Origin of the sequence: Cellulomonas sp. KH9 (assembly GCF_900114185.1) — a bacterium.
Lineage (GTDB): Bacteria > Actinomycetota > Actinomycetes > Actinomycetales > Cellulomonadaceae > Cellulomonas.
The window spans coordinates 445,600-469,515 of record NZ_FOSE01000004.1; the positions used below are offsets into that span (position 1 = coordinate 445,600).

A 23,916-nucleotide genomic window follows, 5' to 3' on the forward strand; every position below is an offset into this window, starting at 1 on the left:
CCACCCGACCGCGCGCGCGGGTGCCGGCGGTACGCCCAGCACCCCGGGGCGGGTGCCGTGGCCTCAGAGCGCCACGTACACCGGGTCGAGGTACTCCTCGAGGCCGAGCTCGCCGCCCTCCCGGCCCAGGCCCGAGGTCTTGACCCCGCCGAAGGGTGCGCTGGCGTCGGAGACCATGCCCCGGTTGATGCCGATCATCCCCGCTTGCACCTCCTCGGCCAGTCGCATCGCCCGGCCGACGTCCCGCGTGTACGCGTACGCCACCAGCCCGAACGGGGTCGCGTTGGCCAGGCGCAGCGCCTCGTCCTCGTCGTCGAACGTGACGACGGGCGCGACGGGCCCGAAGATCTCCTCGGTCACCACGCGGGCGTCCGGCGCGACGTCCGTCAGCACCGTCGGTGCGTAGAAGTACCCGGCGCGGCGCGGCGCGGTGCCCCCCGTGCGGACCCGGGCACCGCCGTCGGCGGCCTGCGCCACGACCTCCGCGACGCGCTCGACCGCCGCGCGCTCGATGAGCGGACCGACCGTCACGCCGTCGTCGGCGCCGTGCCCCAGGACGAGCCCCTCGAAGGCCCGCGTCAGCCGACGCGAGAACTCGTCCGCGACGGACGCGTGCACGAGGAACCGGTTGGCCGCCACGCACGTCTGGCCGGAGTTGCGCATCTTGGCCTGCACCGCGCCCTCGACCGCGGCGTCGAGGTCGGCGTCCGCGAAGACCAGGAACGGGGCGTTGCCGCCCAGCTCCATCGACGTGCGCAGGATCGACGGGGCGGCCGCGGCCAGCAGCGTGGCGCCCACCTCGGTCGACCCGGTGAACGACAGCTTGCGCAGCCGCGGGTCGGCCAGCAGCGGCTCGCTGATCCGCCGCGCGGACGACGAGGGCACGACGTTGAGGACGCCCGCCGGCAGGTCCCGCGCCTCGAGCTCGGCACGGACGACCTCGGCGACGTACGCCGTGGTCAGCGGCGTGAGACGCGCCGGCTTGACGACGCACGTGCACCCGGCGGCCAGCGCGGGCGCGATCTTGCGGGCGATCATCGCGATCGGGAAGTTCCACGGCGCGATCAGCAGGGCCGGGCCGACCGGTCGGCGCAGCACGAGCTGGTGGTGGGTGCCCGCCGGGGACCGGCGCGCGAGGCCGTCGACCCGGACGGCCTGCTCGCTGTACCAGCGCACGTACTCCGCGGCGTACGCGACCTCGGCGCGGGACTCCGCCAAGGGCTTGCCGCCCTCTGCGGTCACGAGCGCCGCGATGTCGTCCGTGCGGGCCACGAGCGTGTCGAAGACGGCCCGCAGCAGGTCCGAGCGCACGCGGGGCGCGGTGCGGCGCCACGGGTCGAACGCCTCGCAGGCGGCGTCGAGCGCGTCGCGGGCGTCCGACTCGTCGGCGTCGGCGACCTCGAAGATCGTGCGGGCCGTCGCCGGGTCCTCGACCTCGAACGTCGCGCCCGATCTCGCGCCACGCCAGCGCCCTCCCACGAGCATCCCGGTGGGCAGGTGCGCGGCGACGGTCGGCGGCAGCGGCGAGGTCATGCCGACCATCCTCGCGCCCTGCCTACGATGTCGCCATGACGGAGCCGGCCGACGCCACGCACGCCCCGACGACCGACGTCCCGACGCCGTACGAGGACCTGCTGCGCCTCGTCCTGGCCACGGGGACACCCAAGTCCGACCGCACCGGCACCGGCACGCGCTCGCTGTTCGGGCACCAGCTGCGCTACGACCTGCGCGCCGGGTTCCCGCTGGTCACGACCAAGCGGGTCTTCTTCCGCGGCGTCGCGGAGGAGCTGTTCTGGTTCCTGCGCGGGGAGTCGAACATCTCCTCCCTGGTCGAGCGCGGCGTGCACATCTGGGACGAGTGGGCCGACGCGGACGGTGAGCTCGGGCCCGTCTACGGCGTGCAGTGGCGGTCGTGGCCGACGCCCGACGGCGGCCACGTCGACCAGCTCACGCGCGTGCTGGCGGACCTGCGCGCGAACCCCGACTCCCGGCGGCACGTCGTGTCCGCGTGGAACGTCGCCGAGCTCGACCGCATGGCGCTGGTGCCGTGCCACGCGTTCTTCCAGCTCTACGTCGCCGACGGGCGGCTGTCGTGCCAGGTGTACCAGCGCTCGGCCGACCTGTTCCTCGGCGTGCCGTTCAACATCGCGTCGTACGCGCTGCTCACCCACATGATCGCCCAGCAGGTCGGCCTCGAGGTCGGTGACCTGGTGTGGACCGGCGGCGACTGCCACGTGTACGACAACCACGTCGAGCAGGTCCGCGAGCAGCTCTCGCGGGTGCCGTACCCCTACCCGACGCTGCGGCTGCGCCCGGCGGCGTCCCTGTTCGACTACACGTGGGACGACGTGGCGGTGGAGGGCTACGTCCACCACCCCGCGATCTCCGCGCCCGTGGCGGTCTGACGCGTGATCGGTCTGGTCTGGGCGCAGACGCCCGCCGGGGTCATCGGCGACGCCGGCACCATCCCGTGGCACGTGCCCGAGGACATGGCGCACTTCCGGGAGGTCACGGCGGGCGGCACGGTCGTCATGGGGCGCGCCACGTGGCAGTCGCTGCCCGACCGGTTCCGGCCGCTGCCGGGGCGCCGCAACGTCGTGCTGTCGCGCGACCCGACGTTCCCGGCGCCGGGGGCCGAGGTGCTCACCGACCTCGACGCCGCGCTGCGCAGCGCGCCGGACGTGTGGGTGATCGGCGGGGGAGCGGTCTACGCCGCGGCGCTCGACCGCGCCGACCGGCTCGAGGTGACGGTCGTCGACCTCGACGTGCCCGGTGACACCGTGGCGCCCGCGGTCGGGCCGGGCTGGCGGCTCGTCGTCGGCGGCCCGGACGCGCCGTGGCGCACCTCCCGGACCGGGACCCGCTTCCGGTTCGACACGTGGGAGCGGTGACGGACGGTCCCGGACCGGTGGTTGGAAGGGGCGACGCGGACGACGGGTCCGAGCGGTACCGTGTGCCCATGCCCGCCGTGACCTCCGCAACCCACCCGTTCGGGTCGCTGCTGTCCGCCATGGTCACCCCGATGACCGCGGACGGCGCCGTCGACCTCGAGGCCACGGTCCGGCTCGCGAAGCACCTCGTCGACGCGGGGCACGACGGCCTGGTCCTCAACGGCACGACCGGTGAGGCGCCGACGACCCACGCGCCGGAGAAGGCCGAGATCGTCGCCGCGGTCGTCGAGGCCGTCGGTGACCGTGCGTACGTGGTCGCGGGCGCCGGGTCCAACGACACCGCGCACGCCGTCCGCATGGCCGAGCAGGCCGCGGAGGCCGGCGCGCACGGGCTGCTCGTCGTCACCCCGTACTACTCCCGTCCGTCGCAGGACGGCATCGTCGCCCACGTGGGAGCCGTCGCCGCCGCCACGGACCTGCCCGTCATGCTCTACGACGTCCCGGGGCGTGCCGGGGTCCGCCTGGCCGCGCCGACGATCGACCGGCTCGCCGCACTGGACCGTGTCGTGGCGATGAAGGATGCCGCGGGCGACCTGGTCGCCGCGGCCCAGTCGATCGTGCGCACCGGGCTCGCCTGGTACTGCGGGGACGACGGGCTCGCCCTCGCGTCCCTCGCGCACGGGGCGGTCGGTCTCGTGGGCGTCGCGACGCAGGCCGCGCCCGAGGGCTTCGCGCGCCTGTTCGCCGCCTGGCAGGCCAGCGACGCCGCAGGCGCGCTCGACGTCTACCGTTCGCTGCTGCCCGTGATCACGGCCCTCAACGGCGCCGGGTTCCAGGCGACCGCCGCGAAGGCCGCGCTCGTCGAGCTCGGCGTGCTCCACAGCCGGGCCACCCGGCTGCCCCTGGTCCCCTTCACCGACGACGAGGCCGCCGACGTGCGTGCCGGTCTGGCGGCCGCAGGTCTGCTGGGCGTCGTCGCGGGCACCGACCGCGCGTGACGCAGCGGTCGGGACCCACCGATCCCTCAGGAGCTCCATGAGTCACCCGCACCCCGACCTGACGCTGCCCCCGCCGCTGCCGGAGGGCGCACTGCGCATCGTCCCTCTCGGCGGCCTGGGCGAGGTCGGTCGCAACATGGCCGTCCTGGAGTACGCCGGTCGGCTGCTCGTCATCGACTGCGGCGTCCTGTTCCCCGAGGACCACCAGCCCGGCGTCGACCTGATCCTCCCCGACTTCGACTACATCCGGGACCGCCTGGACGACATCGACGCGATCGTGCTGACGCACGGCCACGAGGACCACATCGGTGCCGTGCCGTACCTGCTGCGGCTGCGCCGGGACATCCCGCTGGTCGGCTCGCAGCTGACGCTCGCGTTCGTCGAGGCCAAGCTCAAGGAGCACCGCATCGCGCCGCTGACGCTGCCGGTGCGCGAGGGGCAGGTCGAGCAGCTCGGCGCCTTCGAGTGCGAGTTCGTCGCCGTCAACCACTCGATCCCGGACGCGCTCGCGGTCGCCGTGCGGACCCCCGCCGGCACCGTCCTGCACACCGGCGACTTCAAGATGGACCAGCTCCCGCTCGACGGGCGCATCACGGACCTGCGGGCGTTCGCGCGCCTCGGTGAGCAGGGCGTCGACCTGTTCATGGTCGACTCGACCAACGCCGAGGTCCCCGGCTTCGTCACCCCCGAGCGGGAGATCGGGCCGGTCCTCGACCAGGTCTTCGCGGAGTCCACCGGGCGCGTCGTCGTCGCGTCGTTCGCGTCCCACGTGCACCGCGTGCAGCAGGTCATCGACGCCGCCGTCGCCAACGAGCGCAAGGTCGCCCTGGTCGGCCGGTCGATGGTGCGCAACATGGGCATCGCCGCCGAGCTCGGGTACCTGCGGGTCCCCGACGGCGTCCTGGTCGACCAGAAGCAGATCGAGAAGCTCCCCGACGACCGCGTCGTGCTCATGTGCACCGGGTCGCAGGGCGAGCCGATGGCGGCCCTGTCGCGCATCGCCAACGGCGACCACAAGGTGTCCGTCGGCCCCGGTGACACCGTCGTGCTCGCCTCGAGCCTCATCCCCGGCAACGAGAACGCCGTGTTCCGCGTCATCAACGGCCTCATGCGGCTGGGTGCGCGCGTCGTGCATTCGGGCAACGCGAAGGTCCACGTCTCGGGCCACGCCAGCGCCGGCGAGCTGCTCTACTGCTACAACATCCTGCGGCCGCGCAACGTCATGCCCGTGCACGGCGAGGTGCGCCACCTCATCGCCAACGCCGCGCTCGCGGTGAAGACCGGTGTGCCGGCGGACCGCGTGGTCCTCGCGGAGGACGGGGTGGTGGTCGACCTGATCGACGGCCGCGCCCGCGTCGTCGGCGCCGTGCCCTGCGGCTACGTGTACGTCGACGGGTCGAGCGTCGGTGAGCTCACCGAGGCCGAGCTGAAGGATCGCCGGATCCTCGGGGACGAGGGCTTCGTCTCCATCTTCGCCGTCGTGTCCTCCGGTGACGGCAAGGTGCTCGCCGGTCCGCAGATCCACGCCCGCGGCGTGGCCGAGCAGGACGACGTCTTCGACGAGATCCTGCCGGTCCTCACGGCCGCGCTCGAGGACGCCGCCCGCTCCGGCGCGACGGACACGCACCAGCTGCAGCAGGTGATGCGCCGCGTCGTGGGCCGCTGGGTGTCCAACAAGCTGCGCCGTCGGCCGATGATCATCCCCGTGGTCGTCGAGGCCTGATCCGCTGACGAGGCGCCCTCCCTCCCGGCCGACGCCCGGGGGAGGGCGCCTCGCCGCGTCCGGGTGCCCCCGGGTCGCGCGGTCAGGCCGGGTGGCGGCCCGGAGCTGCGCCAGCCGTTCGTGCTCCGTCGCGACGGCGCGCCGCGTGGCCGCGTCCCACGCCGTCCACGGGTCGACGTCGAGGGCGAGGCGCCTGCCGCGGGCACGCGGGCGCCAGGTGCCGACGACGTCGCCGTCCCGCAGCACGGCGCCCGGCCGACCGAGCGCCGGCCACAGCGCCGCACGTCGCGCGGCGTCCCGTCGACCTCGACCTCGGTGACGTCGGGCGGCCACCGGTCCGTCACGCGACGCGGCGCGCACCACGGCAGGGCTGGTGGCCCTCGCGGTCGTCACGATCGAGTCCGGCGGGTGGTTCCTGCTGCGGGTCGTGACGGGTCGTGCCCCGGCCACCGACTTCCAGCGCTCGTTCTACCGCGCCGGGCACGCCCACGCCGGGGTGCTCGTCACCCTCGGACTGGTGTGCCTGCTGCTCGGGGAGGCGACCTCCCCGACCGGGGGCCGGCGGTGGCTCGCGCAGACCGGCGTGCTCGTCGGCGCCGTGCTGCTGCCGGCCCGGTTCTTCCCGTCCGCCGCAGGGGCCGGCCGGACGCGGCCCAACCGCCTCGTCGTCCTGCTCCCGCTCGGTGCGCCGGCCGTCGCGGCCGGTGTCGTGAGCCTCGGCATCGGGCTGCTGACCGCTCGAGGGGGCCCGATTCACCCGGGAGTGGCGGGCGCCACCGGGCGACACGACCCCGGCCGACGGGGGACCGGGGCCCGGTGCGGCTACCGTGAGGACCATGGCGACCCGTACGACCCCCGGCCCCGCGCGTCCCACGCGTGCCTCCGGTGCGTCGCCCCGGTCACCCAAGGGCGGCCAGCCGCGCGGCGGGTCACGCCCGGCGGGGCGTGGTGCCCCACCCGCACCCCGTCAGGCCGCCCTGCCGGTGCGCATCGTCCGCCGTGTCTGGATGGGCGCGGCGCACCTCGTCGGCGGGACCGCCCGGCACGTCGGGGCCGGCGCCCGTGAGCTCGACCCCGCGCACCGGCGCGACGGCCTCGCGCTGACGCTCGTCGGCCTGGCCGTGGTCGTCGCCGCGCGCGAGTGGTGGGACCTGTCCGGTACGGCCGGCGACGTCATCCACAACGTCGTGGCCGGCACGTTCGGCGTCGTCGGCGTCGCGGTGCCCGTGGTGCTGCTGGGCGTCGGCGTCCGGCTGATGCGGCACCCGGACCGGGTCCAGGCCAACTCGCGCATCGGCATCGGGCTCAGCGCCGTGACGATCGCCGTGTGCGGCATCGTCCACCTCACGCACGGGCTGCCCAGCACGCAGGACATGGCTGCCGTCCGCGCCGCGGGGGGCATCGTCGGCTTCGCGGTCGGCACGCCGCTCGCCACGCTGCTGACCACGATCGTGGCGGGACTGCTGCTCGGGATCCTCGCCTTCTTCGGGGTGCTCGTGGTCACGGCGACGCCCGTGCACCAGATCGGCCCCCGCCTGCGCGGCCTGTACCGCCGCCTCACCGGCCAGCACGAGCACCCCGCCGAGGACGTGGACGAGGACGCGCCCCTGGTGATCGAGGCGCTGCACAGCGCCCGCCCAGAGCCGCCGGCCAAGAAGTCGCGCCGTCTGCTGGGCCGCCGCCGGGCCGAGGACGCGGCTCCGCCGGAGGACGGTCGGCTGGACGGGTACGAGGGCGACGAGGCGTTCGAGCGCGCCGCCGTCGTGGCGCGTGAGGAGGAGGAGGCCGCCGCCGCCGCGGCCGCCGCCGACGCGCTCGAGACCCGGCGCATGGCGCCCACCGCGCCCACCGTGCCGATGGCGGCCGTGGAGCCCGACCTGCCCGCGCCGCCGACGAGCGGGGTCCCGCGCGGTGAGCAGCCGATGCTCGAGGGCGACGTCGTCTACATCCTGCCCACCGAGGACGTGCTGGCGAAGGGCGCCCCGCACAAGGTGCGCTCGGCCGCCAACGACCGGGTCGTGGAGTCGCTGACGTCCGTCCTGGAGCAGTTCGAGATCGACGCGCAGGTCACCGGGTTCACCCGGGGGCCGACGGTCACCCGGTACGAGGTCGAGCTCGGGCCCGCCGTCAAGGTGGAGCGCGTCACGGCGCTGAGCAAGAACATCGCCTACGCCGTCGCCAGCGCCGACGTGCGCATCCTGTCGCCGATCCCCGGCAAGTCGGCCATCGGCATCGAGATCCCCAACACGGACCGCGAGACGGTCGCACTGGGCGACGTGCTGCGCTCGTCGGCGGCCAAGCGCACCGAGCACCCGATGGTGATCGGGGTCGGCAAGGACGTCGAGGGCGGCTACGTCGTGGCGAACCTCGCCAAGATGCCGCACCTCCTGGTCGCCGGCGCCACCGGCGCAGGCAAGTCGTCGTTCGTCAACTCGATGATCGTCTCGATCCTCATGCGCTCGACGCCGGACGAGGTCCGGATGATCCTGGTCGACCCCAAGCGGGTCGAGCTCACGTTGTACGAGGGCATCCCGCACCTCATCACCCCGATCATCACCAACCCGAAGAAGGCCGCCGAGGCCCTCGAGTGGGTGGTGCGGGAGATGGAGGCGCGCTACGACGACCTGGCGATGTTCGGGTACAAGCACATCGACGACTTCAACGCCGCCGTGCGGGCCGGCAAGGTCAAGCCGCTGCCCGGGTCCGAGCGCAAGATCGCGACCTACCCGTACCTCCTGGTGATCGTCGACGAGCTCGCCGACCTCATGATGGTCGCTCCGCGCGACGTCGAGGCCTCGATCCAGCGCATCACGCAGCTCGCACGGGCCGCCGGCATCCACCTGGTGCTCGCCACCCAGCGCCCGTCCGTCGACGTCGTCACCGGCCTCATCAAGGCGAACGTCCCCTCGCGTCTCGCGTTCGCCACGAGCTCGCTCACCGACTCCCGCGTCGTGCTGGACCAGCCCGGCGCCGAGAAGCTCATCGGCCAGGGCGACGCCCTGTTCCTGCCGATGGGCGCCGCCAAGCCCATGCGCACCCAGGGCGCGTGGGTCTCGGAGTCCGAGATCCACGCGGTCGTGGAGCACGTCAAGACGCAGCTCAAGCCCGTCTACCGCGAGGACGTCGCCGTCGTCGCGACCAAGAAGCAGGTCGACGAGGACATCGGCGACGACCTCGACCTCCTGCTGCAGGCCGCCGAGCTCGTCGTGACCACCCAGTTCGGCTCGACGTCCATGCTGCAGCGCAAGCTGCGGGTCGGGTTCGCCAAGGCCGGACGCCTGATGGACCTGCTCGAGTCGCGCGAGATCGTCGGCCCGTCCGAGGGCTCGAAGGCGCGCGAGGTGCTGCTGCAGCCGGACGACCTGCCCGCGACGCTGGCGATGCTGCGCGGCGAGAGCGCGCCGGAGCCGGCGCCGCCGGCGGACGAGGAGAGCCCCGGCGGGCACGTCCCCGCCGACGGCGACTGAGCGGCCACGGCGTGGACGCTGGTCTGGTCGGCCCGTACAGCATCGTCACCACGGTCATCGCGGTGGTCGCCGTCGGCGCGCTCGCGACCGTGCTGGTGCTGCTGCGCCGTGAGCGGTCGCAGGCCCGGCGCAACGCCGACCTGGTCCGCGTGGCCCGGCAGCTGCACCGGCGCTACGACGCGCTGCAGCGCGTCACCGCCGAGGGTGTCGTGGTGCAGTCGCGGGACGGGCACGTGCTCGACCTGTCGGAGCGGGCCGCGCAGATCCTCGGCGTCGAGCGGGAGGCCGTCGTCGGGGTGCCGGTCTCGCGTCTCCCGGTCGTCCTGCTGGACGACCGGGGCCTCGCCGTGAACCCCGGTCTGGTGCTGGGCCGGCACGAGGGCGACGCGGACGAGCGCACCACGGTGGTCACGCTGGTGCCACCGGGCCCGGGCAACCGGCCGTCGGTGGTGCAGGTGACGAGCCGCACCGTGCCCGCCGAGGAGGACGGGGAGATCGCCGTGCTCACCACGGTGGTCGACATCACCGCCCGCCACGACGTGGAGGTGGCGCTGTCCCGCAGCGAGACGCAGTTCCGGGTCGCGATGGAGAACGCGCCGATCGGCATGGCCCTCGTGGACCTGGACTGGCGGATCACCGAGGCCAACGTGGCGCTCGCCGAGCTGCTCGGCACCCACGCCGCGGCGCTGCGGGGCTACCGCGTCGACGAGCTCAGCGCGCCCGAGGACCGCGCCGCCCAGCGCATGGAGATGGACAAGCTGCTCGGCGGCGGCCAGCAACGGTTCTCGCTGGAGATGCGGTGCCGGCGCGCCGACGACCAGCTCGTGTGGGTCGTCCTGGACGCGGCGCTCGTGCGCGCCGCCGACAGCAGGCCGGACCACTTCGTCGTCCAGGTCCGCGACGCCACGGAGTCCCGGATGCAGGCCGAGATGCTCACCCACCGGGCCATGCACGACCCGCTGACGGGGCTGGCGAACCGCACGCTGCTGCAGGAGGTGCTGCAGGCGGCACTCGCCCAGCCGGGTGCGGTGGACCGCATCGCGGTGCTCGCGTGCGACCTCGACGGCTTCAAGGACATCAACGACCGGTACGGCCACGCCGCGGGCGACGACATCCTCGTGCACGTCGCCGGGGTGCTGCGCGCCGCGACGTCCGGCAGCGGCACCGTCGCGCGCCTCGGCGGTGACGAGTTCGTCGTGGTGCTGCAGGACGTGCACGCCGCCAAGGCGGTCTTCGAGGTCGCGAACGAGATCCACTCCGGGCTCGCCGAGCCCGTCCGGGTCGGCCGTCGGCGGCTCGGGGTCCGGGCGAGCATCGGCATCGCGCTGGCCGAGCCGCACCTGGTCGAGGCGGGTGCGCCGACGCTGCTGGCGGCGGCCGACGCGGCCCTCTACCGGGCCAAGCAGAGCGGCCGCGGCCGCACCGAGGTCTACGACACCTCCATGGAGATCGCCGCGCCCTCGAACGTGCACCGCGAGCTGGTGGAGGCCATCGAGGCCGGTGAGCTGGTGGTCCACTACCAGCCGATCGTCGACCTGTCCGACGGGCACGTCGTCGGGTACGAGGCGCTGGTGCGGTGGCAGCACCCCCATCGCGGGCTGCTGCTGCCGGGGGCGTTCCTGCCCCAGGTGCAGGAGGCCGGGGTGTCCGTGCTGCTCGGGCAGCTCGTGGCCACGCAGGTCGTGGAGCACCTGGCGGGGACCGCCGACGACGGACGCTGGGTGTCCGTCAACGTGTCCGCCGACCAGCTGGGGGACTCCGAGCTCGCCACGCGGCTGCTGCAGGACCTCTCGCGGCACCGGGTGACGGCGGGCCGGCTCGTCCTGGAGCTCACCGAGTCGTCCCTGGTCGCGTCCGGCACCCGCATCCGCCACGAGCTGACGCAGCTCTCGGCCGCGGGCGTGCCGATCCTGCTCGACGACTTCGGCACGGGCGTCTCGCCCCTGTCCTACCTGCGCGACCTGCCGGTCGCCGGGGTCAAGCTCGACATGTCGTTCACCTCCGGCATCCCGCACGACCCGACGGCCGGCAAGGTGGTGCGCGCGCTGGGTGCGCTGGCCCGCGAACTCGCGATGGTCACGATCGCCGAGGGCATCGAGAACGAGGAGCAGGCCGACTTCCTGCGCCGCAACGGCTGGCGGTACGGGCAGGGCTGGTTGTACGGCGGCGCGCGCCCGATGCCCTGACGCCGGCTGCGGCGCCCCGCGGCGGGGGCGTGCGCCGCGTGCCGCGGGACGCACCAGCGTGGGTGCGGGAGGAGCAGCGGGGACGTGCGGCCCGGCTCACCGACCACGCGGGACGGCCACCGGTCCGGGTCCCGTGGGTGAGGTCGGTGCGGGTCGCTCGGGTGCCGCGGTGCCCGCGGCGGCACGCACGAGCGCGAGCCGGTCGGCGACCTGGGCGGCCGTGAGGCCCGCCGTGCCGGTCGGCACGTCGACGAGCGCGTGCACCCTGTGCCCGCCGCGGCGGTCCACCGTGACGGGCGTCCACTGCACCCCGACCACGCGCGCGGGCCCGGCAGGTGTTCCGGCGGCCGGGTCGGCCCCCGTCGCGACGACCTGGGCGGTCAGCAGCAGCCCGGACGCCGTGGCGGGCGAGCAGCACGCCTCGTCCTGGTTGGACACGTAGTTGCCGAGGCCGTAGGCGACCCACATCCCGGCGCCACCCGGACCGCCGGCCAGCTGCTCGACCGGCTGGGGCACGTGGGCGTGGTGCCCGATCACGAGGTCGACCGTGCCGGCGTCGGCGAGGCGCTGCGCGACCGCCCGCTGCACGTCGGTCGGTGCCGTGCGGTACTCCGTCCCCCAGTGCAGGCTGACCAGGACGACGTCGGCTCCGGCGGCACGGGCCGCACCGGCTCGCGCGAGGACGTCGTCCGCGTCGAGCAGCTGCACGGACCACGGCTTGTCGGCGTCGACCGGCATGCCGTTCGTGCCGTAGGTCGCCGAGAGGTGCGCGACGGTCACCGTGCGGCCGGCGCGCTCCAGGCGGTAGAGCTGCGGTGCGGTGTCCTCGACCGCCGACCGTGCGGTGCCCGCGTGTCCCAGCCCCGCGGCGTCGAGCGCGTCGAGCGTGGCGACGACGCCCGCCCACCCGCGGTCGACCGCGTGGTTCGAGGCGGTCGAGCAGCCGTCCCAGCCCTGGTCGGCCAGCCCCGCCGCGAGCTCCGCCGGGGCCCCGAAGACGGGGTAGCCCGACGGTGCCGAGCGGCCCGGCGCGACGGGCACCTCCAGGTGGCACAGCGCCAGGTCCGCGCCCTGCACCCACGGGTCGAGCGGATCGAGCAGGCGGCCGAAGTCGTAGCCGTCGCCGGCCCGGGCCGAGCGCAGGACGGGCATGTGCGGCAGGACGTCGCCCGCGGCGACGACGGTGAGCTCCACGTCCGGGTCCGGAGCGGGCCGCGGGGTGGGCGTCGCGGTCGGGCGCGACGCGTGGGTCCCCGCCACCGTCGGGACGGGCGGTGCCGGTGCGGGCCCGGAGGCGAGTGCGCCGGCGGCGCCGGCCGCGCCGACCAGCACCAGCGCGGCCAGGGTGCTCACCACGGCCACGGGGAGCACCCTTGCTCCCGGGTCCCGGGCATGTCGAGGCACGCCCGGACGCTAGCCCGACGGGCCGGCCCACGACACCGCCGGACGTGTGGTGCCGCAGGTGAGGGGCACCCGGTCGGGCGGCCCACCGCCCGGCGCTTAGGCTGTGCGCGTGGTCTCCGACGCTCCCTCCGCCTGGAACCCGGCCAATGTCGTCACCGTGCTGCGCATCGCCGTGGTCCCGTTCTTCGCCGTGGCGCTGCTGGCCGACGGCGGGCACACCGTCGGTGGCCGGTTGCTGGCCACGGGGCTCTTCGTCCTCGCCGCCGCGTCGGACCGCCTCGACGGGTGGCTCGCGCGCCGCTCCGGTCAGGTGACCGACCTCGGCAAGATGCTCGACCCCATCGCGGACAAGCTGCTCATCGGCAGCGCCCTGGTGCTGCTGTCGTGGCTGGGGGACCTGTCGTGGTTCGTCACCGTGGTGGTCCTCGTGCGCGAGCTGGGCATCACCGTCATGCGGTTCTTCCTGCTGCGGTACGTGGTGCTGCCCGCCTCCCGGGGCGGCAAGCTCAAGACCGTGCTGCAGGCCGTGGCGATCTCGCTGTACCTGCTGCCGCTGGACCACCTGCCGGCGGTCGTCGGGGTCCTGGCCGCCGTCGTCATGGCCGTCGCCGTCCTGGTCACCGTGCTGACCGGGCTCGACTACGTCCGGGACGCCGTCCGGATCCGGCGCGCTGCCGGGCTGCCGCCGGCGGCCGGGCTGTGAGCGTCGCGCCGGCCGCCGTCCTCGACGCCGCGGCGCGGCGCGGGTGGTCGCTGGCCGTGGCGGAGTCGCTCACCGGTGGTCTGGTGACGGCCACGCTCGTCGACGTGCCCGGCGCCTCGCGCGTCCTGCGCGGCGGGGTGGTCGCGTACGCCACGGAGCTCAAGGCGAGCGTCCTGGGGGTCGACGCCGCCCTGCTCGCGGCGCGCGGCGCGGTGGACCCCGAGGTGGCGGTCGCGATGGCGACGGGCGTGCGGCAGCGCCTCGCCGCCGACGTGGGGCTCGCGACCACGGGCGTGGCCGGCCCCGACCCGCAGGACGGCCACGCACCGGGCACGGTGCACGTCGCGGTGGTCACCCCCGAGGGCGACCACGTGCGCAGCCTGCACCTGCCCGGCGACCGCCGGGACGTGCGCACCGCGGCCTGCGCGGCGGTCCTGGGCCTCGCCGCGGAGGTGCTGGGCCGCTGAGCCCGGGAGTCACCCGCCATGTCACCCGCATCCGTCGCCGGCTCCGGGAACACCTCGCGGGGACGTCGCGTTGGGTGGGGTATGACCAGCACCCGACCGCCGCTGCGCGGCACAGGCGCACGTGTGGGCGGCGCGCGGTACGGTGGACGTCTCCCGGCTCCTCGGCCGGGAGCGGCAAGTGCGACGGCCCCCCGTGGGGCGGGTCCGTCGGAGGACCGGGGACACGACGTGAGGGGAGGAGCCCAGATGGTCGTCCTGCGACGAGAGATCGGCGACGTCCTGCGGGACGCGCGCCAGCGCCAGGGCCGCACCCTGCGTGAGGTCTCCTCGGCCGCCCGCGTCTCGCTGGGGTACCTCAGCGAGGTCGAACGTGGGCAGAAGGAGGCGTCGTCCGAGCTGCTCAGCAGCATCTGCGACGCGCTCGACGTGCCGCTCTCCCTCGTGCTGCGTGAGGTCAGCGACCGTGTCGCCGTGGCGGAGGGTCTGCTGATCCCCGACACCGTGCCTGCGGACCTGACCGCCTGCGCGGGCGTCGGCGGTACCGACCGTGCGCTCGGCGGCGACGCCGGATGGGCGATGCCGCGTTCGGAGCTCGCACCCGTCGGCTGAGCCGGCACCCGTCCCGCGCGCGTCGCCGAGGCGACGCGCGCGCGGTCGGCATGCCACAGGGGACCCGCAGTCGGCGCTCCTCGGTCAGGGACGACCTCGGACCTGGCAGCCCGGGCACCAGTAGACCTGCCGCTGCGTGGGCTGCTCGCCCACGTCCCCGCGCGCGACGCGCGCACCGCACCGCAGGCACGTGCGACCCTGCCGGCCGTACACGGCCGCCGTCGGCCGGCCCTGCGCGACCGAGGCCCGCAGCAGCGCCCGCGCCGCGCGCAGCACCTCCGCGGCGTCCGTCACCCCCGATGCCGGGGCCCAGGGCCACCACCCCCGCGCGAACAGCGCCTCGGCGGTGAAGATCGTGCCGATGCCGACCGCGACCCGCTGGTCGAGCAGCACCTCCGCGACCGGCCGGGTGCCCTGAGCGGCCCATCGCCGCAGCGCCTCCTCGATCCCCGGCGTGGGCAGGTCGAGCACCGGGGGCCCCGCCCACGGGACGCCCGGCGTGCTGTCGAAGTCGCCGTCGAGGACGTCCGGGCCGAGGTGCGCGAGCAGGGTCCGCTCCGCGCTGGTCGGGACCACGTCGAGCATGCCCAGGTGGTGTCCCACCGCGGTCCAGCGCTCGTCACCCAGGACGGCCCGGACGTCGGGGGAGCGCGCACCCGCGCGTGGCCCGCCCGTGGGGACGATGCGCCAGGTCCCGTCCATGCGCAGGTGCGTGTGCAGGGTGCGGCCGTCGTCGAACCGGGTGAGCAGGTGCTTGCCGTACGGCCGGGTGCCCAGCACGGTGCGGCCGACCAGGTCGACCGTCGCCGCGGTCGGCCAGCGCAGGTCGGCCCGGATCAGCCGACGGCCGGCCAGCGCCCGGTCCAGGTGCGCGGCGGTGCGCCGCAGCACGTCACCCTCGGGCACGACGTCCTCCGGGGTCCCTCACGCGACCTGCAGCCGCAGGCCGCGCGGCGTGGTGACGAACCCCGCCGCCGTGAGGGCGGTGACCACGGGGGAGCGCAGGACGTCGGCGGACAGGACGGGCGCCCCGTCGATCCGGTCCACGGTCAGCCGACCCGTGCGGCGGTCGCGCGCGGTGACGGCGAGCGCCTGCGCGGCCGCTGCGAGTGGCGGGGGGTCGTCGGTGAACGTCAGCAGGGTGCGCCCGCCGCGCTCGAGGTAGAGCACGAGCGCCCCGTCGACCAGGACGACGAGCGCACCGGCCTTGCGGCCCGGGCGGTGGCCGGTCGCGTCGCGCCCCGGCGGCGCGTCGGGCCAGGCCAGCGCGGCGCCGTACGGGTTGGCAGGATCGGTCGCGGCCAGCACCACGGACCACGGTGCCTCCTGCCGGGACGCGGGGCTCCCCGCACCGGGCGACCAGGTGCCCGGCCCGGCAGGGCCACCCCATGCCGGCGGGGCGACGTCCTGCCACGGGAGCGTCGGCCCCGCGGGTCCGGCGTCGCGGCGGTCGGCCGCCTGCTCACGGGCACGGTCGACGACCTCCGCGTCGGTCCGCAGCCGGTCGACCGCACCGGGCAGGGCGAACTGCGACCCGCCCAGCCGCTCGACGAAGTACCCACGGCGGACCTGGCCCGACTGCTCGAGCGCGGTCAGCACGCGGTACACCGCGGCGAACCGCCCGCCGATGCCCTCGGCGGGCGCGACGGCCCGCGTCAGGACGCCGTGCCGGTCCAGGAGCTGGGCCGCCAGGGCGTGCGCGCGCACCGTCACGTCCGGTTCCCGCGCGGGGAGCAGCGACCACCGCCCGGCGCCCGGCCCGGAGGGCGGTCCGGCCGTACGGGGCACGGTCCCCGTCGGTCCCACACCGAGCCGGCCACCGGCACGCAGACCGAGGCGCGGCCGCACCGGACGCCCGCGCGCAGGGGCGGGGCGGGTGCGGTGCGCGGTGGAGCCCCCGGCCAGCCACGCGCGCAGCGGTCCCAGGCCGTCGTTGGTGACGCGACCCGCCCACACCAGGTCCCACAGGGCGGTCAGGACGCCTGCGGTGCCCGGCGGCGCGTCCTCGTCCGGCCACTCCGCGGCGACGCGCTCGACGATCGCGGCGAGGAACCAGGCTCCGCCGCCCTCGAGCGCCGCGAGCACCGCCCGGTGCACGCGGTCGGCCGCCGGGGCGTCGGGGTCGTCGAGGTCCGGCACCGGGGCGAGGGTGAGGTCCGCGACCGCGGTGGGGTGCAGCGAGACGAGCCCGTCGTGCCCGGCCAGCGGGGCGTGCCCGGCCCAGAGCACCTCACCGGCGGCCGTCAGCTCGTCGAGCATCGCGGGCACGTAGTCGGGCACCCGCGCCGGCAGCACGTGGGTCTCCAGCGCGGACGCCGGCACGGCGAAGCCTGCCAGCTGCTCGACGGCACGGGCCACCGCGTCGACGCCGCGCAGGCCCGAGAGCCGCCGCCCGACGGCCTGCACACCCTGCCACTGCGGCAGGAAGACCCCCAGCGCCTGCGGGTCGACGGGCTCCACCTGCGCGCGCAGCGCCGCGAGCGAGCGCTGCCGCAGCCGGCGCAGCACGTCGGCGTCGCAGAACTCGTCGCCGGTGCCGCCCAGCACGTCGGGCCGCAGCCGGCCCTGCACCAGGACGCCCGACGTCTCGAGCCGCCGCAGCACCTCGGTCACCACGGCGACGCCCAGGCCGAACCGGGACGCGGCCTGGGCGGCGGCGAACGGCCCGCGCGTGCGGGCGTGCCGGCGCAGCAGGTCGGCCAGGGGGTCGGGCAGCACCTCGGTGAAGACCTCCGGCACCCCGACGGGCAGCGCCACGCCGAGGGCGTCGCGCAGCCGTCCCGCGTCCTCGACCGCTGCCCACTGCTCCGCGCGGTCGGCCGGCACCCCCGCGAGGCGGACCCGGATGGCCCGTCGCGCCGCCGCGAGCTCGTCGAGCCACACCGGGACCGCGTCGCGCAGCTCGGGGCGGGTGCGGGCCGCGACCTCGGCCGCCGTGAGCGGACCGTGGCGCCGCAGGACGTCGGCGACCTGCTCCAGGGACCCCGCCTGGCGGTCCGGGGCGGTGCCGGCCAGCTCGGCCTCGGTGCGCTCGACCGCCTCGGGGTCGAGCAGGTCGGCGAGCTGCGACTCGCCGCCGGTACCGAGCAGCTCGGCGAGCAGCGTGGGGTCGAGCGTGAGTGCAGCGGCCCTCCGCTCGGCGAGCGGGGCGTCGCCCTCGTAGAGGAACTGGGCGGTGTAGCCGAACAGCAGCGACTGCGCGAACGGCGAGGGGTGCGGCGTCGTCACCTCGACGACGCGCACACGTCCGGTCCCCACGTCCCGCATGAGCCCGGACAGGGCCTCGGTGTCGAAGTCGTCCTGGAGGCACTCGCGCACGGCCTCGAGCAGGATCGGGAAGTCCGGGTACCGGGCGGCGACCTCCAGCAGCTGTGCCGCGCGCTGGCGCTGCTGCCAGAGCGGCTGACGGCGGTCCGGGCGGCGGCGCGGCAGCAGCAGCGCGCGCCCGGCCGCCTCGCGGAACCGGGCCGCGAACATCGCGGACCCGCCGAGCTCGTCCCGGACGGCGGTGAGCACCTCGTCCGGGTCGAGCAGCAGGTCCTCCAGGGTCAGCCGGGGGCCGTCGCCCGCGCCCGCGTCCTCGCCCCACGCGCTGTCCGCCGCGCCGTCCAGCACGTCCGGCAGGCGCAGCACGATGCCGTCGTCGGCGTGCATCGCGGCCGCGTCCACCCCGTAGCGCTCCCGCAGGCGGCCGGCCAGCACCAGCGCCCACGGGGCGTGGACCCGCGCCCCGTACGGCGAGTGCAGCACGACGCGCCAGTCACCCAGCTCGTCGCGGAACCGCTCCACGACCAGCACGGTGTCGCTCGGCAGCTGCCCCGTCGCGGCCTGCTGGTCGCGCAGGTACGCCAGCAGGTTGTCGGCGGCCCACGGGTCGAGCCCCGCACCCTCGGCCCGCGCCCGCGCGCCCGCGTCCGGCAGCGCCGCGACCTCGCGGACCCACGCGCCCACCGCCCGGCCCAGCTCGGCCGGCCTGCCGGGCGCGTCACCCTTCCAGAACGGCAGCCGCCCCGGGATGCCGGGTGCGGGCGTGACGAGCACGCGGTCGGGCGTGATGTCCTCGATGCGCCACGTGCTCGACCCGAGCGTGAACGTGTCCCCGACGCGCGACTCGTAGACCATCTCCTCGTCGAGCTCGCCGACGCGCTTGCCGCCGCGCAGCCGACCGCCCGTGCGCTCGGCGTCCACCGCCACGTCGGCCGTCGTGTCGCCGCCGGCCAGGAAGACCCCGAACATGCCGCGGTCCGGGATCGTGCCGCCGCTGGTGACGGCGAGACGCAACGCACCGGGCCGCCCCGACAGGACGTCCGCGACGCGGTCCCACACCACCCGCGGGCGCAGCTCGGCGAAGTCCTCCGACGGGTAGCGCCCGGCGAGCATGTCGAGCACGGCGCGCAGGGTCACGTCACCCAGGTGGGCGAAGGGTGCGGCACGGCGCACGACACGCGCCAGGTCGTCGACGGGCCAGTCGTCGACGGCCACCATCGCGACCACCTGCTGGGCCAGCACGTCCAGCGGGTTGGCCGGGACGGCGAGCGCCTCGAGCTCCCCGGTGCGCATGCGCTGCGCGGTCACCGCCGCCGGCACCAGCTCGCCGCGGTACGTCGGGAAGACCACGCCGCGGGACACCGCACCGACCTGGTGACCCGCACGCCCCACGCGCTGCAGACCGCTCGCGACCGACGGCGGCGCGCCCACCTGGACGACCAGGTCGAGGGCACCCATGTCGATGCCGAGCTCGAGGGAGCTGGTGGCCACCACGGCCGGCAGCCGGCCCGCCTTGAGCTCGGTCTCGGTGCGGGTGCGCTCCGCGCGGCTCATCGACCCGTGGTGCGCGCGCGCCACGATCGTCGCGGCGTCCCGCGTGTCGACGCCCGCCGCCGTGCCCGACTGCCCGGGCACGGCCGCCGCACGCACCGACCCGGGGTCCGGGACGTCGGCACCGTGGCGCTCGGCCCAGACCTCGTTGATCCGGGCGGTCAGACGCTCGGCCCCGCGCCGGGAGTTGGTGAACACCAGGGTCGACCGGTGCGCCGCCACCAGGTCGACCACCCGCTCCTCGACGTGCGGCCAGATGGACGCGCGGGGTCGCTGGTCCTCGACCGTGGGCGCCGGGGCGCCGGGCGCCGGCGCGCCGAAACCCGCCAGGTCGGGGTCGATGCCCGGGCCGCCGTACCGTCCGACCGACCCCGGTGCGGTCCCCGCCGCGCCCGGCCGGCCCGCGGCCGCCAGGTCGCCCAGGTCGGGCACGGGGACCACGACGTCGACCTCGATCACCTTCTGCGAGGGCGGCTGCACCACGACCACGGGCCGCCCGCCGTCCTGCGGCGTGCGCGCGCCGCCGAGGAAGGAGGCGACGGCGTCGACGGGCCGCACGGTCGCGGACAGGCCCACCCGCTGGGCCGGGCCCGGGCCGCCCTCCGCCTCGAGCAGGGCGTCGAGGCGCTCCAGGCTGACGGCGAGGTGCGCACCGCGCTTCGTCCCGGCGACCGCGTGGATCTCGTCGACGATCACCGTGCGGACGCCGGCCAGGCCGCGGCGGGCACCGGACGTGAGCACGAGGTACAGCGACTCCGGTGTCGTGATGAGCACGTCCGGCGGGGAGGTCGCGAACGCCCGGCGCTCCGCGGGCGGGGTGTCACCCGTGCGGATGCCGACGGTGACCTCCGGCAGGGTCGTCCCCAGGCGGGTCGCCGCCTGCCGGATGCCGACCAGCGGGGAGCGCAGGTTCCGCTCCACGTCCGTGGCCAGCGCCTTCAGCGGCGAGACGTACAGCACGCGGCAGCGCTGGGTCCGGTCCTGCGGCGCCGGCCCCGTCAGCAGGCCGTCGAGACCCCAGAGGAACGCCGCGAGCGTCTTGCCGGACCCCGTGGGCGCCACCACCAGCGCGTGGTCGCCCCCCGCGACGGCCTCCCACGCACCCGCCTGCGCGGCCGTGGGCGCGTCGAAGGCGCCCGTGAACCACGCACGGGTCGGCGCGGAGAACCGGTCGAGAACCACGGGGCCATTGTGTCGGGCGCCACCGACACGCGCGCGGTCCCGCCGCACGGTGGCAGGCTGGGGGTGTGAGGCATCGCGAGCTGGCCGGTCTGGTGGACGACGTGCTGGGCCCCGTCCAGGGCCGGCTGCTGCTCGACGAGATGGTCCTGGGCGAGCTCGGCGGCCGGACCGGGGCCGCCGCCCTCGCCGACGGGGTCGAGCCACGCGTCGTGTGGCACGCGCTGTGCGACGCCCTCGGCGTCCCGGAGTCCGACCGGTGGGGCAGGGACCAGCACCGCCAGGCGCCACCGCGGCAGGCGGGGCGCTGACGCGATGACCGGGGCCGGTCCCGCGGCGGGCGGCGAGGGCGACACGCCCGCGCCGGCGGGCCGCGCGCGGTGGCTGCCCCGCCCCGGCGACGTCCTCGACGCGCTGTTCGCGCTCGCCGTGACGGCGCTCGGGCTCGGGATCGCGATCGCCCTGGTGGACGGCATCTCCGCCGTCACACCGTGGGGCGTGCTGCTGGTCGCGCTCGCGGTGGGCGTCGGCGACCTCGCGCTCCGCGCGCCGCTGCGGCTGCTGGCCGGGGTGGCGGGTGCCGCCGGTGCCCTCGTCACGGGTCTGGCGGCCCAGGTCCTGGTCGTGTGGGCGGCGCTGCAGGTCGCCCCGGGCGTGGAGGTGCGCTCGGGGTGGTCGGTGCTGTGGGTCCTGCTCGTCACCGCGGCCGTCATGGCGGCCGGGCGGTGGCTGTGGGGGTCGAGCGACAACGCGTACGTCGTGGCCGACGTGGTCCGTCGCGCCCGGCGCCGCGCCCCGGCGGGCGCGCCGGCGGGCGTCGTGCGGCCGCCCGGGCTCCTCGTCGTGCAGCTCGACGGCGTGGGTGCGCCCGTCCTGGAGCAGGCCATGGACGCCGGGCTGGTCCCGACCCTGCAGCGCTGGGTCGACTCCGGGAGCCACCGGCTGACCACCTGGTGGTCGGCCGTCCCCAGCACGACGCCCGCGGCGCAGGCCGGTCTGCTCCACGGGGCCGCCGACGCGATCCCGGCGTTCCGCTGGTGGGACCGCGGCCTGGGCCGGCTGGTCGTGACCAACCACCCCGCCGACGCCGCGGTCGTCGAGGAGCGGATGAGCGACGGGACGGGGCTGCTGTCGGGCGGCGGCACGGCGGTCGCGACCATGTTCTCGGGGGACGCCGCGTCGTCGTACCTCGTGATGAGCCGCAGCCGGCGTCACGGGCTGGGCCCCGGTCCCGGGTACGTCCGCTTCTTCGCCCGACCGTTCGTGCTGGCCCGTGCCGTGGCCGGCACCGCGGGCGAGATCGTCAAGGAGCTCTACCAGGCGCGCCGCCAGGCGGTGTACGACGTCCGGCCGCGCGTGTCCCGGGGCGGCTGGTACGTGCTGCTCCGCGCGGTGTCCAACGTGCTGCTGCGCGACCTGGCCACGTCGCTCGTCGCGGAGGCGCTCGTGCGCGGCGACCCGACGGTCTACGTCGACCTGGTCGACTACGACGAGGTCGCGCACCACGCCGGTCCCACGCGCCCCGAGTCGTTGCGCTCGCTCGAGGGTCTCGACCAGGTCGTGCGGATCCTCGACGAGGTGGCGCCCCTGGCGCCCCGCCGCTACGACGTCGTCGTGCTCTCGGACCACGGCCAGACGCTCGGGGCGACGTTCGACCAGGTGGAGGGCCGGTCCCTGCTGGAGACCGTCCGGGCGCTGATGGCCGAGCCCGGCCTCGAGGGCGTGGAGAGCGCCGACGGCGAGGGCTGGGGTCCGCTCAACGCGCTGCTGACCAGCGTGCTCGGGCGGTCCGCCGACCCGGTCGTGCTCGGGCCGGACGCGGGCGCCGACCGGCACCGGGGCCGGGTGCGGCGCGACGACGGCGTCCCGCGCGTGCGGGAGCACGGCCGGGCCGCGCGCCCGACCGCCGACGCCGGCGGGGCCGTGCCGGACGTGGTCGTGGTGGGCTCGGGCAACCTCGGGCTCGTGTGGTTCCCCGAGGCGCCGGAGCGGCTGGTGCTGGAGGACCTGCAGGAGCGGTGGCCCGGGCTGGTGGCCGGGCTGGCGGCGCGGCCCGCCGTCGGGGTCGTCGTCGTCGACTCCCGGACGCGCGGCCTCGTCGCGGTCGGGGACTCGGGGCTGCGTCTGCTGGAGGCGGAGGGCGACGTGGTCGAGGGCGTGGACCCGCTGGCGGCGTACCCGTCGCGCGCCCGGGCGGACCTGGCGCGCGCCGCGCGCCTGCCGCACACCGGTGACCTGCTGCTGGTCTCCACCGTGGGGCCGCGGGACCAGGTCCACGCGTTCGAGGGGCAGGTCGGCTCGCACGGCGGTCTGGGCGGTGCGCAGAACCTCGCGTTCCTGCTGCACCCGGCGGACCTCGGGGTCGACGACGCACGGTGCGAGGACGTCGACGGGCGCCGGATGCTCGTCGGAGCGGACGCGGTGCACGCGCAGCTGGTCGCGTGGCTCGGGGAGCGCGGGCTGCGAGGGCGCCCGGTCGCGGCGGGGCGGCCCGCCGCGGGGGAGCGCGCATGAGCGTGCGGGTGCGCTGGCTGGGGCACGCGACGGTCGTGCTCGACGTCGGGGGCGTGCGGCTCGTCACCGACCCCCTGCTGCTGCCGCACGCCGGGCTGCTGCGCCGCCGCGGGGGCGCCCCGCGGCGGGCCGACTGGCGCGGCGCGGCCGCCGTGCTCGTGTCGCACCTGCACCACGACCACGCCGAGCTCGCGTCGCTGCGCATGCTGGGACCGGTGCCCGTGCTGGCGGCACCCTCGAGCGCCCACTGGCTCAGCACGCACGGTGTGGACGGTGTCGGGCTGCCGGAGGGCCGGTGGCGCACCGTCGCGGGTGACGTGCGGGTGCGCACCGTCCCGGCCGAGCACGGTCACCGCCCCATGCCGCACCGCCCGAACGCCGCCACCGGGTTCGTGGTGCGCGGCGCCGGCGTGACGGTGTGGTTCGCCGGGGACACCGGTCCGTTCCCGGGGCTGGCGCGCGTCCCGGAGCTCGCGGGTGCGCCCGTGGATCTCGCGCTCGTCCCGGTCGGGGGGTGGGGTCCGCGGCTGTCGGGGGGCCACCTCGACCCTGTGGAGGCGGCCCGGGTGTGCGCCCTGGTGGGTGCCCGGGTCGCGGTCCCCGTGCACTGGGGCACGCTGCACGCACCCGCGGGTCGCCGGCTGCCGCCGGGCTGGATGGACCGGGGCGGGCGGGCGTTCGAGGCGGCGGTGCACCGGGAGGCGCCGGACGTGCGGCCCTGCGTGCTCGCGCCCGGCGAGGCCGTGGTGGTGGACCCGGTGCGGGTACCCGCCGCACCGTGAGCGACACGCGCGTGTCGTGGTAGGCGTCGAACAGGTGTTCGGGTAGCGTGGTGCCCGGTGACACGGTCGAGCCGACCACAGCCCTACCCGGTGACGAGCCGGTCGCGGGGGTGGGGGCGGTCCGGTCGGGATGTCGGTGGTCGGGCATAGCGTCGCCGCGACAAGACCAGCCCCC

At 76.1% G+C, this 23,916-nt stretch carries 16 protein-coding genes; 12 read left to right on the plus strand and 4 right to left on the minus strand.

The window, feature by feature from the left end; genetic code table 11:
• Positions 1–63: 63 nt before the first annotated feature.
• On the minus strand, positions 64–1,533 hold the full coding sequence (locus BMZ16_RS15000; RefSeq protein ID WP_089802166.1) for an NAD-dependent succinate-semialdehyde dehydrogenase: 1,470 nt from the start codon (positions 1,531–1,533) through the stop codon (positions 64–66).
• Positions 1,534–1,568: 35 nt separating this feature from the next.
• Here BMZ16_RS15000 and BMZ16_RS15005 point away from each other — a divergent pair, with 35 nt between their 5' ends.
• The 6 genes from BMZ16_RS15005 (at position 1,569) to BMZ16_RS15040 (ending at position 11,265) form a co-directional block, all read left to right on the plus strand.
• Positions 1,569–2,405, plus strand: coding sequence for a thymidylate synthase (locus BMZ16_RS15005; RefSeq protein WP_089801857.1), 837 nt, complete (start codon positions 1,569–1,571; stop codon positions 2,403–2,405).
• A gap of 3 nt (positions 2,406–2,408) precedes the next feature.
• Entirely contained in the window at positions 2,409–2,891 is a 483-nt protein-coding gene (locus BMZ16_RS15010) for a dihydrofolate reductase (RefSeq protein WP_089801859.1), read from the plus strand.
• Positions 2,892–2,959: 68 nt separating this feature from the next.
• Positions 2,960–3,889, plus strand: a complete 930-nt coding sequence (dapA, locus tag BMZ16_RS15015) for a 4-hydroxy-tetrahydrodipicolinate synthase (protein WP_089801861.1) — start codon at positions 2,960–2,962, stop codon at positions 3,887–3,889.
• A 37-nt stretch (positions 3,890–3,926) separates the two neighbouring features.
• Positions 3,927–5,612, plus strand: coding sequence for a ribonuclease J (locus BMZ16_RS15020; RefSeq protein WP_089802168.1), 1,686 nt, complete (start codon positions 3,927–3,929; stop codon positions 5,610–5,612).
• Positions 5,613–6,448: 836 nt separating this feature from the next.
• Positions 6,449–9,079 (plus strand): FtsK/SpoIIIE family DNA translocase, encoded by a 2,631-nt coding sequence (locus BMZ16_RS15035; RefSeq protein ID WP_089801863.1) that lies wholly within the window; start codon positions 6,449–6,451, stop codon positions 9,077–9,079.
• Between the two features lie 11 nt (positions 9,080–9,090).
• A complete protein-coding gene (locus tag BMZ16_RS15040) occupies positions 9,091–11,265 on the plus strand; it encodes a putative bifunctional diguanylate cyclase/phosphodiesterase (RefSeq protein WP_089801865.1) in 2,175 nt (724 codons plus the stop codon).
• Positions 11,266–11,361: 96 nt separating this feature from the next.
• Here BMZ16_RS15040 and BMZ16_RS15045 read toward each other — a convergent pair whose 3' ends face one another.
• Complete coding sequence (locus BMZ16_RS15045; RefSeq protein WP_369822633.1) at positions 11,362–12,627, minus strand: CapA family protein; 1,266 nt, start codon at positions 12,625–12,627, stop codon at positions 11,362–11,364.
• A gap of 151 nt (positions 12,628–12,778) precedes the next feature.
• Between BMZ16_RS15045 and pgsA the strand changes: the two genes are divergently transcribed.
• The 3 genes from pgsA to BMZ16_RS15060 all read left to right on the plus strand — a co-directional run bounded on the left by pgsA (position 12,779) and on the right by BMZ16_RS15060 (position 14,448).
• Positions 12,779–13,372: a CDP-diacylglycerol--glycerol-3-phosphate 3-phosphatidyltransferase gene (gene pgsA, locus BMZ16_RS15050; protein ID WP_089802170.1), complete on the plus strand. Its 594-nt coding sequence runs from the start codon at positions 12,779–12,781 to the stop codon at positions 13,370–13,372.
• The gene (locus BMZ16_RS15055) at positions 13,369–13,839 is read left to right on the plus strand and encodes a CinA family protein (RefSeq protein WP_089801869.1); all 471 of its coding nucleotides are present in this window, start codon (positions 13,369–13,371) and stop codon (positions 13,837–13,839) included. Before pgsA ends, BMZ16_RS15055 begins: the two co-directional genes overlap by 4 nt.
• Positions 13,840–14,085: 246 nt before the next feature.
• A complete protein-coding gene (locus BMZ16_RS15060) occupies positions 14,086–14,448 on the plus strand; it encodes a helix-turn-helix domain-containing protein (RefSeq protein WP_089801871.1) in 363 nt (120 codons plus the stop codon).
• Positions 14,449–14,532: 84 nt separating this feature from the next.
• On the opposite strand, the gene BMZ16_RS15065 is transcribed toward BMZ16_RS15060, so the two are convergent.
• Together BMZ16_RS15065 and BMZ16_RS15070 are read right to left on the minus strand one after the other, a co-directional pair.
• Complete coding sequence (locus tag BMZ16_RS15065; protein ID WP_089801873.1) at positions 14,533–15,354, minus strand: DNA-formamidopyrimidine glycosylase family protein; 822 nt, start codon at positions 15,352–15,354, stop codon at positions 14,533–14,535.
• Positions 15,355–15,372: 18 nt separating this feature from the next.
• The gene (locus tag BMZ16_RS15070; RefSeq protein WP_089801876.1) at positions 15,373–20,448 is read right to left on the minus strand and encodes an Lhr family ATP-dependent helicase; all 5,076 of its coding nucleotides are present in this window, start codon (positions 20,446–20,448) and stop codon (positions 15,373–15,375) included.
• 65 nt (positions 20,449–20,513) lie between these two features.
• Here BMZ16_RS15070 and BMZ16_RS15075 point away from each other — a divergent pair, with 65 nt between their 5' ends.
• The 3 genes from BMZ16_RS15075 to BMZ16_RS15085 are packed head-to-tail and all read left to right on the plus strand — an operon-like array spanning position 20,514 to position 23,741.
• A complete protein-coding gene (locus BMZ16_RS15075; protein WP_089801878.1) occupies positions 20,514–20,756 on the plus strand; it encodes a DUF3046 domain-containing protein in 243 nt (80 codons plus the stop codon).
• A gap of 4 nt (positions 20,757–20,760) precedes the next feature.
• Entirely contained in the window at positions 20,761–22,959 is a 2,199-nt protein-coding gene (locus BMZ16_RS15080) for an alkaline phosphatase family protein (RefSeq protein WP_089801880.1), read from the plus strand.
• Positions 22,956–23,741 carry an MBL fold metallo-hydrolase gene (locus tag BMZ16_RS15085; RefSeq protein WP_089801882.1) on the plus strand — a complete coding sequence of 262 codons (786 nt, stop codon included), beginning with the start codon at positions 22,956–22,958 and terminating at the stop codon, positions 23,739–23,741. Before BMZ16_RS15080 ends, BMZ16_RS15085 begins: the two co-directional genes overlap by 4 nt.
• Positions 23,742–23,916 lie beyond the last annotated feature (175 nt).